12 protein-coding genes and 1 pseudogene are annotated in these 13,839 nt (G+C 43.2%); 1 reads left to right on the top strand and 12 read right to left on the bottom strand.

Features of this window, described 5'->3' with window-relative positions:
- A pseudogene (locus BLQ81_RS22525) lies at positions 1-212 on the top strand (group II intron reverse transcriptase/maturase); the annotation flags it as partial.
- Between the two features lie 457 nt (positions 213-669).
- On the opposite strand, the gene BLQ81_RS22380 reads toward BLQ81_RS22525, so the two are convergent.
- From BLQ81_RS22380 to BLQ81_RS18285, 12 genes are all read right to left on the bottom strand, one after another.
- Positions 670-831, bottom strand: a complete 162-nt coding sequence (locus BLQ81_RS22380; RefSeq protein WP_175454275.1) for a hypothetical protein — start codon at positions 829-831, stop codon at positions 670-672.
- A 122-nt stretch (positions 832-953) separates the two neighbouring features.
- The gene (locus tag BLQ81_RS18335) at positions 954-1,634 is read right to left on the bottom strand and encodes a hypothetical protein (RefSeq protein WP_092733325.1); all 681 of its coding nucleotides are present in this window, start codon (positions 1,632-1,634) and stop codon (positions 954-956) included.
- Positions 1,635-1,902: 268 nt separating this feature from the next.
- Positions 1,903-3,615: a Na/Pi cotransporter family protein gene (locus tag BLQ81_RS18330; RefSeq protein WP_092733322.1), complete on the bottom strand. Its 1,713-nt coding sequence runs from the start codon at positions 3,613-3,615 to the stop codon at positions 1,903-1,905.
- A gap of 80 nt (positions 3,616-3,695) precedes the next feature.
- Positions 3,696-5,120 (bottom strand): L-lactate permease, encoded by a 1,425-nt coding sequence (locus BLQ81_RS18325; RefSeq protein WP_175454274.1) that lies wholly within the window; start codon positions 5,118-5,120, stop codon positions 3,696-3,698.
- Positions 5,121-5,131: 11 nt separating this feature from the next.
- A complete protein-coding gene (locus BLQ81_RS18320) occupies positions 5,132-5,383 on the bottom strand; it encodes a hypothetical protein (protein ID WP_092733317.1) in 252 nt (83 codons plus the stop codon).
- 865 nt (positions 5,384-6,248) lie between these two features.
- The gene (locus BLQ81_RS18315) at positions 6,249-6,788 is read right to left on the bottom strand and encodes a hypothetical protein (RefSeq protein ID WP_092733314.1); all 540 of its coding nucleotides are present in this window, start codon (positions 6,786-6,788) and stop codon (positions 6,249-6,251) included.
- Between the two features lies 1 nt (position 6,789).
- The gene (locus BLQ81_RS18310) at positions 6,790-7,461 is read right to left on the bottom strand and encodes a DUF3800 domain-containing protein (RefSeq protein WP_217636685.1); all 672 of its coding nucleotides are present in this window, start codon (positions 7,459-7,461) and stop codon (positions 6,790-6,792) included.
- On the bottom strand, positions 7,458-8,222 hold the full coding sequence (locus BLQ81_RS18305) for a metallophosphoesterase (protein ID WP_092733308.1): 765 nt from the start codon (positions 8,220-8,222) through the stop codon (positions 7,458-7,460). The genes BLQ81_RS18310 and BLQ81_RS18305 overlap by 4 nt, the downstream gene beginning before the upstream one ends.
- A gap of 76 nt (positions 8,223-8,298) precedes the next feature.
- On the bottom strand, positions 8,299-8,829 hold the full coding sequence (locus BLQ81_RS18300) for a hypothetical protein (RefSeq protein ID WP_217636684.1): 531 nt from the start codon (positions 8,827-8,829) through the stop codon (positions 8,299-8,301).
- Between the two features lie 538 nt (positions 8,830-9,367).
- Positions 9,368-10,096, bottom strand: a complete 729-nt coding sequence (locus BLQ81_RS18295) for a M48 family metallopeptidase (RefSeq protein ID WP_092733305.1) — start codon at positions 10,094-10,096, stop codon at positions 9,368-9,370.
- Between the two features lie 3 nt (positions 10,097-10,099).
- A complete protein-coding gene (locus BLQ81_RS18290) occupies positions 10,100-13,240 on the bottom strand; it encodes a type I restriction endonuclease subunit R (RefSeq protein WP_092733302.1) in 3,141 nt (1,046 codons plus the stop codon).
- Positions 13,237-13,839 (bottom strand): transposase, encoded by a 603-nt coding sequence (locus tag BLQ81_RS18285; protein WP_092733299.1) that lies wholly within the window; start codon positions 13,837-13,839, stop codon positions 13,237-13,239. Before BLQ81_RS18285 ends, BLQ81_RS18290 begins: the two co-directional genes overlap by 4 nt.

Below are 13,839 nucleotides of genomic sequence, written 5' to 3'. Positions count from 1 at the left end.
AGGGCTGGATCAATTATTACTGCAAGTTCCATAAATGGACTACGATAGGATTGTGGTATTGGCTGAACAGAAAATTGATAGAATGGAAGATGGCTCAGAAACGGAGAATGGGTAAAAGAAAGGCTATCAGGTGGCTGGTAACAGTTTACCGGGGAAAGCCAAATCTATTCGCACATTGGCAACTTGTACCACCAACTCTTGGTAAAAAGTAGGGGACCTGACTTTGGAAGCGTCCGCCGCGGCGGAGAGACTATCACGCATGGTGCTGTGAGAGGTTTGGGGTGAAATTCCCCTTACCTACTCGACTCTAAAAAGAATGTTTAAGGGTTCTGTTCATCCGGAATCGAACTTCTTGTCCGAGGAGGGTAGGGCTGCGGTGTTAATTCACGCACCGAAGGCAATTGACAGCCGAAGCCTTCGAGCTTCAGTTCCCAAAAACAGCTAAGCATCGCTCAAACGGGGATGGCAAGTTTTTACTTCTTTTGAACGACGATCAACTGCAAACCCATTGAAAAAACCCTTTTTGTCCTTGGTCATCCCTGCTACCACCTGCACGCGCTTCCGATCCAATTTTCGTTGATTTCCTGCCACATAGGAACTGTATCTGCCTCATGCCGCTGACCCTTTGTAGGGTAGGTAATCCCGGGTATAATAGACGGCTAATTCATTTTACCTGATGCCATTGGTCAAAAACACCGACTCGCAGGCCGAGCACTTGTGGAATCCATAGTGCTCCGCATTGGCCGCATGCATCAGGGCATTGGTGGAGGTGAAATGCTGATGATCGACACTGTCACACACCGGGCAAAAGACTGTTTCAGTTCGATCCATAGGTAGTTTCTTGGGAAGGAGAAATTCTTCGGCAATCATTCCCACTGACCCATAAAAATAGACTAAAGTCAGCAGCGCGGGCTAAATGGGCAAGCGTCAAACTACACTCAACCGCGGCCTGCTTAGGAATTCCTGCTTTCCTCATCTTCCGTCAGCAAGCAATGCCCTTCAAATTCAGGCTGTTCAAACTCCTCCTTTTTCAACCAGTATTCTGAAGTTACCAGATTAAAGTTTGTCGCATCTTTCTTGTTCAATTCCCACAATACCCCATCCGCCTCTTCAAATTTCTTGGCGGTAGTCATCTGCTCGGTGAATAATCTTTTGATGAGATTCCTGTCCGAGATCCCATTATTCAGGGATTTTAAAACCATTTCCTTGGTGATTTCCCCCGCAAAGCCATCCTTGGAAACCATAGAGAAGTCAGCCAGGGTTGCTTTTGCATTTGGGAATTTCCCGTTGAAAGCCTTAAAAAGCAATTGGTTGATGCTGAACAAATCATGATGCAGGTCGATTTCAGGATACTCCTCGGAGATCTTGTCCAGCAGCATGTCATTGGAAATTTGAGCGATTTGCCCTTCGTTTAAGCGCTTGGAAAGTTTGTAGGTCAATACAATCTCCGCAGCTTCATTGGGTTCAAAATCGGTGATTGCCATATGGAGCATTTCCCTCAGGTTTTCCGGCTTTACCGTGTTGGCATCTGGAAAATTGAAGGCTTCCAACAAGTTGATGTAATCCTGATCCTTCCAATAGCCGGGAAGTTCTTCAACTGTTGAAACGTTGGTGATTGTGATCGTAAAGTTCATGTGTTTGTGTTTTGCTTCTTTACCTACTCCCAAAGCTTTTCGGCGGATGCTCCTGTGAAAGGCCTGCTCCTCCCTGTTGTCGGCGATGGTTTCGAGCTTCCCTATGCTTAACGGGATTCAGCCTTCAGAAGCCGGGAATTAGTCCGCTGAAAAACGAAGTCGGAGTAGGAGCCTTAGGGTCAAGCCAGTATAATTTTCAGCAGCCCCCCTGAAGCTTAAGACTGGAGTATCCAATGCTGTCAGGTCCAATACTGACCTGGGGAGAAAATCAGTCTTGGCCCTGCAAAGGTCCAAATGGACTCTCGGCAGGCAAAGTTCCCGCATCTGTCGCGGCAGGCTCCGTCCCCTTGTTATTCCTGGATTCCGGATGATTAACCGAGGTTATTAATTCCTCCAAAGTGGAGACGATCTTTCTGATCGCATTGGTGATTGAGGACACCGAAACGCTCAACTGCGCCTTGGGCGGAATATTTTTATAAAGATAATTAACCGTCAGAATGTAGAAATCCTCATACTCACGCTGCAGCCGGGAGATTTCTTCCCTGCCCATTCCCTCCGGCGCTTGGCTGCTCAGTTTATTCAGGTTCTTAACCGCAAAGTTCTGCAGGCTGCCCAGAATTTCAACCGCCACAGGGTCCTCGCTATCAGCCATTTCTTTGATGTTTGGAATGACATCTTTGATGTTTTTGGCGGCTATGATCATCGATCTCACACGGATCAGGTAATTGGAAGTAAGATCGGCTTCGGATTGAGTCAGCTTAAAGCGCTGGATCTGAGTGTAATAGTCGGTGATTTCATCTTCGATGGTCTTAAGTTGAGCGTAGGTTTCCAGCAGGTTTTTTTCTATCCTGAAAATATTTTTTATCCCGGAAGAGCGATGGTTTCCATTCTTGCCGATGAGCAGGCAGTCCAGGATAAATTCCTCAACCAGGGTGTAGACCCTCGAGATTTCATTGTCCAATGCCTGAAGTGCTACATCGGAGACCTCAGGGTCCACATTTTTGATGTAAAGACAGGTTCCGGATGGCTCGGATTTAACAAACCGACGGTTCATAAATCGCGCAAAAGCGGGGATGAAGGGAAAAAACAGGACGATGCCGATCAGGTTGATCAGGGTATTCAGAAATACCAACTCCAGCAGGGGTTCCCTGATGCCGAGGTAATGAATGGTGAAATAAACCATTTGCCTCAGCAGCAAAAAGCTCACCGCCCCGGCGACGAGGTTGAAAATCACATTTGCGGCAGCCAGGCGTTTTTTGTCCGCGGTGCCATTGAAGGAAGCAATGATCAGCGTGGAGGTTGTCCCGACATTTGCGCCGATGATTATGGCCACGGATTGGTGGATGCTGATCAGTTCGGCATTTAGTGCGCTCAGGACGATCACGATCATGGCCGAACTCGACTGGATCAATACCGTGGTGATCAGGCCGATCAAAAGAAATATCCACAAGCCCACATTTGCATACAGGCGCAGGTCCACTTGCCCGGCCACATCCTCGATGGAGGTTTTCATAAAATCAAGCCCGAGGAAAAGCAAGCCGAATCCGATCAGAAAACTGCCCCAGTTTTTTAATACCGGGCGACTGTCCAGCAGGAGGTAGCTTAAGGAACCTATGGCCAAAAAGGGGTACGAAAGATCTGCGATGTCCAGTTTGAATCCCACGGTGGCTACGATCCAGGCGGTCACTGTGGTACCCAGATTTGCCCCAAAAACCACTCCAAGTGAATTCTGCAGGCTGATCATGCCCGCTCCTAAAAACGCCAGCACCAGTAGTGTGACCAGGGAACTGCTTTGCAGAATGGCCGTCACAAAAGAGCCCGTCAGAATCCCTTTCCAGCGTTTGTCGGTGAAGCGTTGCAGCAATTTCTTGAATGAATTGCCCGCCAGACCCTTCAGCCCGGTCTCTAGGTGATACATTCCGAATAGAAAAATTCCCAATCCGGCGATGAACATCCATATTTCAAAATCAACTGTATCCATAATTTCCAGAATCGGAATTTATAATTTTTTTCAATCGATCACTCTCCGGAATCCACATTCCCTTTCACATTTCAGCTACTTCAGCCCCGGATCAGCAGAGCCAAGACGATCACCAACACCACATAAAAGCCCACGACAAGGAGATTGTATTTCATCAGCTTGGCATATCCGATCAGAGGCTGATTCACCACCGACTTCACCATGATGATATTCTGCAGGGATATCGCATTGCCGATGGCACTCCCCGTGTGCAGCAGTGCCAGGAGCAGGGGCAGATTTCTCCCGAGCGTCACATCCGCTTGTATCGCATTGCCGAGGAGCAGATTGCTCATCGTCGCGCTTCCGCTGATAAAGCTACCCGTGACTCCGATCAGTGGATTGAGCAGGAGCTTAGTGGTCTCCCGCAATCCCATGTAGTGGGTATTGATGAGCTGCAGCAGGTCTCCCTGAATCAGCTGCGCAAAGCAAACGAGCAAGAATATCGTGGCCATGGACTTCCCGGTTTTCAGGAGGGTATCTTTTCCCTGACTGAAAAGCTGGACCCAGAGCCTGTTTTTTTGGATGGGGATAAGATACACCAAGCTGCTTAGCATAAATATCAACCCGGGCTGATACAGGGACAGGGGACGGATGCTGTCCTTGAATTTCCAGCTATAATCGGAGAGGAAATACTTGGCCAAGACCAAGAGCAGGACCAAAATCAGGTAGGGATAAAAGGTGTCCAGCCAAAAGGACGCGCTGGGCCGTTCGCTTTTGGCCACAAAGAGCGATACAAAGAGCACCAAGCCTACAAATCCGGCAAGTACCGCCGGATACTCCACACTTACCAAGCCGGTGAGGAAGTAGGGAAGGGTAAAAGAGAAACCCGCCCCGGTAAGCATTTTCCAGTCCTTTTTCCAATTGGTTTCAGTCTGTTCGGTTTGGCTAAAGATGTAGGCCAAGAGAAAGGGCAGCACCAATGCCGGCAGGCTGTTTAAGATCAGGGTATGGAGCACCGTGGAATCAGATTCATAGATTCCCAAACCAACCTTAAAGGGCGTTCCCAAAGCCCCAAAAGTCACGGCGGTCGTGTTGGCGGCCAAAGGCAAGACGATACTCGTCAGCGGCTTAAATCCCAAGCTCAGCAGGAGGGGGGCGATCAGCATGGCCGGGATGCCAAATCCGGCTATCCCTTCCATAAAACTCCCCATAAATAGGCAGAGGATAAGAATGACAAAAAGCTTGGAGGAGAAGGAGGCGTTGACTTCGATAAATTTTGTGAAATGCCCGTTGGCGTAAAGTGTATGGTAGAAGAAGTAAGCCCCAAAGAGCAGCAGGGCCAATTCGACGGAGATGACAAAACCCGAGCCGAAGGGGAGCAGGGCAAAGGCAAGTTCTTGCAGGACAATAGCCTTGGAAACAAAGACAAAAAGCAGGGCGAGTAAGGCACCGAGCCAGAGTTTTCTCAGGGCAAATACCCCAAGGAGCAGAATAAGAAATGAGATAAGGACGGTCCAGTTTTCCAAAAGCAATGCAATCAATTTTCCGCAGGACCAAGTTGCATCCTTTGGGCTAGATTATCACTAGCAGGGGGGGAGATTCCGGTGGCTGATGGGGTGTAGGCACAAAATACGCTTACATTTTCACCGGACGGCCGGGTTTCAGTCCGTGCTATTCTGCGCAGCTTTTGGGAGTTCTTATCCAGCATCAGCCGTAAAAACACATAGGAGAAAAAGATAAAAAATATCCAGTCATTGAGGCCATAGATGGTATAGAAAATTCCGGCCATGGTGTCTTTGGCGTAGACTGCCGAGAGCTCGTGGTTAAGGATCCAATTAGTCCAGACGATACCATAGTTAATGATTTTACCGCTTCATCTGTTTATAATTTGATTTTCAATGATCACATGCCCGCCTGTAGTCGGACAGGGAATCTTCGCATGAGGGATAATCATTCCTCAGTGTGACACCGCAGGGTCATGCCTGTCTGCCACAGGCAGGCCTGCTTGTGGCAGAAAAGCTCGATTTCATCACGCTAAACTGATGTGTTTTCTAACAGAAACTCTAACAGGTTCTCTAACAAAATCTCTAACAGGTCCTTCGGTTAGTTCAACCATTTTATGAAGTTTATCGAGAATTTTGAATGTGTTATGGAGAATTGTTCCTAATCAAAAAGGCCCTTTTTAATCTTTAATGCCTGTTTCGTATTAATTATGGAGAATTCATCGCCAGTTATGGAGAATTCTTTTACTGATATTAGCTCCATTTTCTTTGACAATTCATCTGCCTGGCGCATCTCTAACTGATAGAAGCCTGTTATAGAGAATTTATCGCTCAATATGGAGAATCGATTCTTCTACAGCTTTTTGATCATGATGGAGAAGAGCTTCTTCTAACTCTTCTTCTAAATTTAATTCATCCGATTCATCAACGCCTTACACCTCAATCTCCTGTTTCACATCTTTCTAAACTCTTGCGTTCTCTAACCAAAACTCTAACGCGTCCTCTAACAGGTTCTCAAAACACAGGTGTTAATTATTTTTAAATAAATTGTTTAAATCAATTGATTCTGATACTTTTGTCCTGCTCATTTTACCATTGGAAAAAGGAGTTTCGGGGCTCGGTACATCAAGATATGTATCGAGCCCTGCGGTTTTAATGGAGGATGGGAAGCTTTTTCTTCAAGAGCTTCTTGATCTTTTTCGCTCCATAATCCTTGTTCAGATAGTAGGCAGTTACCAAATAGTAATCCCTAAGACTACGCTGCGGATCAAGTACAATGACATAATTCTGATCAACATCGAAAATGTATGTCCGAATGATGTCTACCCTTTTTTTCTGATCCCTTTCTTCAACGCTGAATATTTCAACTCCTTCTTTTTTTGATTCTTCTAAATGAAACCTTACCCAATGTAAGCGTTGAGATCGGTCCTTCTCAAAAATCCTTTTCGGGTATTCCTTTCCATTCTCGTCCATCTCCTGTATTTCTTCCGTCGTCAAATGCTTGAAAAGTAAATCCATGGCAGGTTCCTCACCTTTAATAGGGCGAATGATCTTAGTCCTGAAATTCAAGCCTGGATTTTCCTCCACATCCCTTCGGAAAATTGATCGAAGCGAGATGGTTCTTTCTCTTTCAGACAAATGCATGATTTCCAGCAAATCCGGATAGTTCTTAAGTAGATTGGTTGGCATCATATCACTTCAAATCAATAAAAAAGAGATTGAATTTTTTCTGATCCTTAGTTGTAGAATGAGTCAGGGGATGCTTGCTATGCTGCTGAATTTTTTCGATTATTTTGTTTTTGGCAATTACCCGCTCTAATCCCCGTAGGTGATAAGACAACGCTCCGGTAATAATATCCGCCAGCTGCATCAGTTCACTCTCGTGAGAGCGGATATTCTGTAGGTTCCTGACCTGGATCAAATTTGAGGAAAGAAAGGATCTGAGACCATTTACCTTTTTAGCACTACGGGTATCCTTGATGTCCAGATAGATATTATGGCAATACTCCGGCACCAATTTTTTGCTCAGAAGCTGGAAATACATTTTGTAATAAAAGTCGTCATGATCTTGGGAGAAATCTGCATGACGGAGCTTACTCTTGTCGATCACAATAGCTCTGTATTGGAGATCGGTTGCAAAAAAGTAGTCAACCAAATCATTGTAAAGAGGATAGGCAGATTTGGAAAGTTTGCTCCACTTCACTTCTGAAAACACCCCATGATCTTCTTTAAGCTGTCGGATACTTTGAGAATGCATTTTCACCTGATTGTAGGCACAGCTGATATATCCGATCAGCATATAGGGCTGACCGTCATTCTCTAAATGACAGCTTTCATCGCAGTAGAAGTTAAAGGTCTTATTCATATCTCTATCCATTTATTGGGTTCAAATCGCCCTTGCTCTCCTTGCTGCACATATCCTAATTGATTGGTCAACATCTTGGTCTTTCCAATATTGAACTCCGGCACATTACTGTGATGATGGCCATAAACCCAAAACACGATTTCTGAATTTTCAATCAAATCATATAACTCTACTGCAAAGGCTTCATTCAGGACATCTCCCTTGTATTGCTCAGGATAGTTGAGAAAAGTGGGGCAATGATGTGTGATTACTGCTAATTTTCCCTCTTGTACAGTTTTCAACTCATTTTGAATAAATGCCAAACTTTCCTCATGCAATTGATTGTAATGTTCACCCGAAAAGCGAAATCCCTTGTACTTAATTTGATGAAAATCATTCAAGTTTCTTTCTATCAGCCATTGATTCTCCGGACTGATTTTACTCCACAGGGTAGAGAAAATCAGTCTCGTATTTTTATAAATCGCCGAAGTATTGTTTACCAAAAACACATTGCTGCGGATTTGCTCATTCAACACACTGTTTTTTTCAGCTAGATCAAAACGGTAATATTCATGATTGCCAGGAAGCCAATAGGTAGTTTCAAAACTATCTGCCACGTAACTGAAAAAATCCTGGTGTTTATCCAATATCGCAAAGGGCAAAATATCTCCCGCCAATACCAATACATCGCCTACGGGCTGCAAAGGGTACAGTTTTAGGTATTCCTTGTTTGCAGGAAATTCTAAGTGAAGGTCTGAAGCGTATTGGAGTTTGAGAGGCATGATTTATCTCTTTTTATCTTTCGGTGGATTTAGGTCATTCCCATAGCTGTTTGGATTTTGAATTTTTCCATCTTTTCTATGTTGAATCAATTCGGATATTTTCAGTTTGGCTATTCAGTGTTTCGATTGCAGCTCTTTGGGTTGGAATATCGCCGGACGGCCGGGTTTCAGTCCGTGCTATTCTGCGCAGCTTTTGGGAGTTCTTATACAGCATCAGCCGTAAAAACACATAGGAGAAAAAGATAAAAAATATCCAGTCATTGAGGCCATAGATGGTATAGAAAATTCCGGCCATGGTGTCTTTGGCGTAGACTGCCGAGAGCTCGTGGTTAAGGTTCCATTTAGTCCAGACGATACCATAGATTAATTTCTCAACTGCAAAGACGGCCACCAGCCATTTTACAGCAGGATAATTTTTTGAAACAGAAATATAGGCCAGCCCCCAAACCACAATCATTACCAATCCGAAATTTGACATCACCACCGGGTCAGATTCAGGAATAACAGGATTGGTAAAGAATCTTGAAAAAACCAATACTGTCATATTGAATAATCCAGCCAGAACAAATCCTTTGGTGATTGTGGTATTTTTTAGGATCCCAAGCATGTTATTTATGTTATTTCTTGTGTGCGACTAGGTGCTGGCTTGTATAGGATGTTACGGTTTACTGCTTTACGCAGGCAGGTATTTTCCCGTTAAGATAGGACAGGCGGTGCTTCGTCGGAAATGAAAGTAGTAAATTCGGTATACCTATTTCGTCTTGTTTTTCATTGTCATTTCTGTCTTTACGGTGGTTTTGCAAGCTCTTTGACAAAGCTTTGGTTTGAATGTAGGCTTTTGCGACTTTGGTTCCGAAAGCATTCCGGATGCTTTCAAATAGACTTGGTATTTTAAATCGGATTCAACACCAACTCCTTCAAGTATTCATTGTGTTTGTCCGTATTTTCTTTAATACTGTCATTTATTGAAGTCAGTTTTTTTTAAGTCCGTTAAGTCTTTTGGTACTTCGCCATTTAATGTACTTACATATCTTGCAATGTTCAGGTTGTAGCCGTTCTTTTCAATTTCGTCATTGGAAACCCTGCGGGGCGGGTGGATTCCTTGCGGCTAGGGTAATGGCTACCCAAAAATGTTTTGCATAATTTTAGTATGACCATTCCCCATGACTAACCGGCAAACGGTTTAATTCTTCTTTGTAAAATTTCCATTGTGGCATAAATTTTTCCATTAAGGACAAAAAACGATCATTGTGCTTCCTTTCTAAAAGATGGATCATTTCATGAACCACAATGTATTCCACACAAAGAATTGGTTTCTTAGCCAATTCTAAGTTTATCCAAATTCGCTTTTTCTCAATATTGCAGGTCCCCCATTTGGTTTTCATTTGCTTTACTTGCCAGTCGTCGACGGTAACGCCCATTTTCTTTTCCCATTTGTCAATAATGGGTGGAATAAGTTTTTTTAATTCAGCACGATACCATTGATTGATAATGATTTGTCGTTGCTCGATGGAGCTGTTTGGTCTTACGTACAGGTCGATATAGGTTTTGGTTTTAAACACCACCTTGGGCGGTGCTTCCTGTTCTATTATTCTCAGCAAATACCTTTTCCCCTGAAAGTAATGGCTTTCACGTTCTTTGAATTGTCTTGGTACTTGGCGGTCTTGGGATTCAAAGCTTCGTTGGTTCTTTCTTATCCAACTAATTTTGGAAATCGCAAATAGTCTAACGGCTTCATCATTCACCCGTAATGGTGCGGCAATACGGACCCTGCCCGTCGGCGGATACACAGCCAAATGCATATTCTTGATGTCCTTTCTAACAACATCAATGGAAAGGTTTGAATTGATTTGTAAAACTTTGACTTCTTCCATTGCCTACTTGTAATCTTTTTGCTGTTTGATTACCTCAAAAATCGGATCTAATTTTTCAACTTTATTGTACTCTTCCAAAACCGGCTTTACAACTTTGTTCTTTAGGTGTTTTTCTTTTGAAAGTGTACCTTCCCAATCATCGTGTTTGCCATAGATGACTGCACTGTCCATCACAAGAGTCAATGGTTCATCTTTATCCAAATTGTCATACAATGCCCGTTTTCCTTGGGTGTTGATGGTAGAAGGATATTCGTTGCTTGTTTCAGGCTTCTTGATTTTGACTGCAAGCTCCAGTATTTCTTTCAGATATTTTTCATATTCCCCTGCTTCCTCTTTTCTTAATTTGATGAGTTCGTCAAGCAGCGCACTCATTTTTTCATAGTAGATAGGATTGGTCGGGCTTTCTTCAATGATAACTTTCCGAAGGTTGTTTTCAATGGTTTCCGCCATTGCTTCTTTGTTCTTTTTGATGCCGGCTGGCAATTTATCTAAGGCATCTTTGCCCTCCTTTACCAGTAATTCAACCAAACTGAAATCATCAAAAGCAGATACTTTTTCGCTTTCCTCTGCCGCAATGTAGTTATCAATTAAATGCCGCATTGCAGGTTCGTATTGCTTCAAATCCACCCAATCGCCACTGGCTAATTGAATCTCCTTACGAACAGATTCAAAATGCTTTAAATCGTTTTTAATGGTTTCAATTTCGGTTGGTTTGTAGCCTGCTTCTTCCATTTCATCCGCTATATTGGCATAAGCACGAATTAGTGAAATCACGGCCTTGTATAAAGCAACCCTTTTTGGCTCGGTATCTTTTAAATCCTCTTTCAGTTGGGGATTGCCACAGAAATAAGCAATATATTCCTTTGTTCCTTTTGGAGGAACCACTGGTTCGCACAAGGCTTTGATAGTTTCCAACGCATCATCAAGGCGTTCTTTGCCTTTGGTTAATCGGTCGCTCAACAAGCCTTCTACATCTTTTTTGTCGTAATCTTCAAAAGCCAGGGAGGTAAAATCTTTGTAGGCACTTTCCAAACTGCCAAACAAATCCTTGTAATCAATGATGTAACCGTAATCTTTATCTTCCCCATCCAATCTGTTTACCCGGCAAATGGCCTGAAACAAACCGTGGTCCCGCATACTCTTGTCAATGTAGAGAAATGTGGCACTTGGTGCATCAAAACCTGTAAGAAGCTTGTCCACAACAATCAGCAACTTCATTTGTGCAGGTTCGTCAATAAACCGTTTCTTGACCTCGTCTTCAAAGTCCTCGGTGGTTTTGCCATTGAGCATTTTTTGATAAATATCATATTGCATCAACTTTTCAGTGTACCCCTCTCCTTCACCTTTGATGTCACTGTAAGCTGGAGCAAATGACGTCACAATAGCACAACGTGTAAATCCTGAATCCTGAAACAACTGATAGAAACGACAGGCATTATAGATGCTGTCCGATACCAATATTGCATTACCCCTGCCGTTTTGCAGACGCTCACGGGTTTCCATATCCAATAAAATATCAGCGACTATTTTTTGTAACCGTCCAACTGAACTGAACACTTTTTTCATCGTGCCCCATTTCTGTTTGAGTTCGGTTTTGGCAAAATCTGTTAAGCCTTTGGTTTTACTATCGAACCAAAGGTCTATTTTGTCCAAAGAAGTGATTTTTTGCTCGATGTCTCTGGCTTCATACCGTAAATCCAATACGACACCATCTTTTACAGCCTCGTCAAATTTGTAGGTATGGATGTATTTACCAAAAATGGTTATACTTTGCTTTTTATCAGCTTGCATGATGGGAGTCCCTGTAAAGCCAATAAATAGCGCCTTTTCTCCCAACAATTCCCGCATAGCTTTATTCAAATCACCGCTTTGGGATCGGTGACATTCATCTACGAACACATAAAAATCTCCCTTGGGCTTAAAATCCTTTGGCAGGCTGTTTTTCAATTCTTGCAAATAGCTGTCATAGTCTTTTGTTTTATCAGCACCTTCTTCCTTGTTTCCAAATTTGTGGATGAGTGAACACAGCAGCCAAGGTTTGGTGTCGTTCAGTTTTTCGATTAATACTGCGCCACCGCTTTTTCCATCTTTTGGTACACATCTAAAAATATCTTCTCCAACACCTTTAAAAACCTTTTCGATTTGTTTGTCCAACTCATCTCGGTCAGTGATGATAAGCACCCGTGCATTGGGATTGTATTCTCTTATCCATTTGGTCAGCCATACCATTGTCAGGCTTTTACCACTTCCCTGGGTATGCCAAATGATCCCCCCTTCTTTTTGCCTTATATATTCCTGGGCAGCTTTTATCCCAAAGTATTGGTTGGGCCTGCAAAATTTCTTTTGACCTCGGTCATAGACCACAAAGTCATGAAGGATTTCGAGCAATCGTTCTTTTCCCAACATTTCAATCACATGCTTATCGAGCAGATTATCTGCTTTGTCGGATTGCTCTCTGATGGGTCTGGTAAGTTCCAAAAGATAGGTGTCATTCCGGTTAAACTCTTCACTGACTTCTTTCCATTTCAAATAATACTTTTCGGAAGTATCAATGGCTGCATAACGCAATCCTTCCACATCCTGCCCTGCCATTACCAATTGAATAGTGGTGTAAAAAGGTTTGATAAACAGGTGTTTTTGGTTGTCGTTGTTTTGGCGGATGCCTTCGGAAACTGAAACTGTGCTCCGTTTCAGTTCCAATACTCCAATGGCTATTCCATTGAGGTAAATTACAATATCGGGTCTCTTACTGTGTTGTCCTCTGATGGTTACTTCTTCTGCAATAGCAAAGTCATTTTCCTCTGGGTTTTTCCAATCTATCAGGTAGAGAGTCTGTTTATTTTGTCCCGTTTCTTCCTTTACATTGATGCCATACCGTAAAGCTGCATAGACATTTTTGTTGGCTTGGTACAGGTCATCGCTTGTGTTGATGGTAACGGTTTTTTTTAACTCAAAAAGAACTTTGTTGATAAGTGACAGACTGTGCCCTTGCTTGGTTAAGAAGGCGGTCAACAAAGCTTCATCCACATTGCTGTTTTCTTCTTCTTTTTCCCAATTGCCCAAATACCGATACTGTAAAACTTCCTGAAAAAGCTTTACGATACGGTTTTGAGTGGCACGCTCTATCTGTCCTACTTTGCTCATAGTTCTTCGTTGTTAAAAAATTTATCTTTTCCCCAATTTTCAATATTGGTTTCGATATAATTATAAATTCGTTGGTATTCCGCATCATTGCGAATAATGTGGTCGTGAAAACGCGTTTGCCAAACAGACATTTTTGGAGAATTGCGGTATTCATTTATCCGTTTTGTGGCGGCCGATTTAAACCCCGCAACAAATGATGAAATTGATTTTGATGAACGATAGGCAACACCGGTATTGGTGGGTGGTGGCGTTGGACGTAGGGACGCACGGCCGTGCGTCCCTACTACAATACCGTGCGTCCCTACAATACCGTGCGTCCCTACAATGCCATTATCAATTCGCATTATGGCGTGTATATGGTTTGGCATTATTACAAATGTGTCGCAAAACAATTCGGCACGCATATCAAATGAAATATTCCATTCCTGATACACCATTTCGCCAATGGGCGACAAATGCATTTCATTGTTCGAAATTTCACCGAATAACCATTCACGGCCAGCGGTGCAGATGGTAATAAAATAAATGCCATCATTGGCATAATCCCACCATTGTGCCCTTGCGGATTCGTTGCGGTATTTGTTTTGAAATATTGCCAT

It is taken from the genome of Algoriphagus alkaliphilus, from assembly GCF_900103735.1.
Taxonomy (GTDB): Bacteria; Bacteroidota; Bacteroidia; order Cytophagales; family Cyclobacteriaceae; genus Algoriphagus; species Algoriphagus alkaliphilus.
This window is presented reverse-complemented; position numbering and strand designations above follow the sequence as displayed.

What these genes read in the sequence shown, in the direction of transcription:
- BLQ81_RS18290 (WP_092733302.1), bottom strand. Translation starts at nt 13,240, where the DNA reads ATGAGCAAAGTAGGACAGATAGAGCGTGCCACTCAAAACCGTATCGTA.
- BLQ81_RS18305 (WP_092733308.1), bottom strand. Translation starts at nt 8,222, where the DNA reads ATGCCTCTCAAACTCCAATACGCTTCAGACCTTCACTTAGAATTTCCT.
- BLQ81_RS18335 (WP_092733325.1), bottom strand. Translation starts at nt 1,634, where the DNA reads ATGAACTTTACGATCACAATCACCAACGTTTCAACAGTTGAAGAACTT.
- BLQ81_RS18285 (WP_092733299.1), bottom strand. Translation starts at nt 13,839, where the DNA reads ATGGCAATATTTCAAAACAAATACCGCAACGAATCCGCAAGGGCACAA.
- BLQ81_RS18315 (WP_092733314.1), bottom strand. Translation starts at nt 6,788, where the DNA reads ATGATGCCAACCAATCTACTTAAGAACTATCCGGATTTGCTGGAAATC.
- BLQ81_RS22380 (WP_175454275.1), bottom strand. Translation starts at nt 831, where the DNA reads ATGGATCGAACTGAAACAGTCTTTTGCCCGGTGTGTGACAGTGTCGAT.
- BLQ81_RS18295 (WP_092733305.1), bottom strand. Translation starts at nt 10,096, where the DNA reads ATGGAAGAAGTCAAAGTTTTACAAATCAATTCAAACCTTTCCATTGAT.
- BLQ81_RS18310 (WP_217636685.1), bottom strand. Translation starts at nt 7,461, where the DNA reads ATGAATAAGACCTTTAACTTCTACTGCGATGAAAGCTGTCATTTAGAG.
- BLQ81_RS18320 (WP_092733317.1), bottom strand. Translation starts at nt 5,383, where the DNA reads ATGGCCGGAATTTTCTATACCATCTATGGCCTCAATGACTGGATATTT.
- BLQ81_RS18300 (WP_217636684.1), bottom strand. Translation starts at nt 8,829, where the DNA reads ATGCTTGGGATCCTAAAAAATACCACAATCACCAAAGGATTTGTTCTG.
- BLQ81_RS18330 (WP_092733322.1), bottom strand. Translation starts at nt 3,615, where the DNA reads ATGGATACAGTTGATTTTGAAATATGGATGTTCATCGCCGGATTGGGA.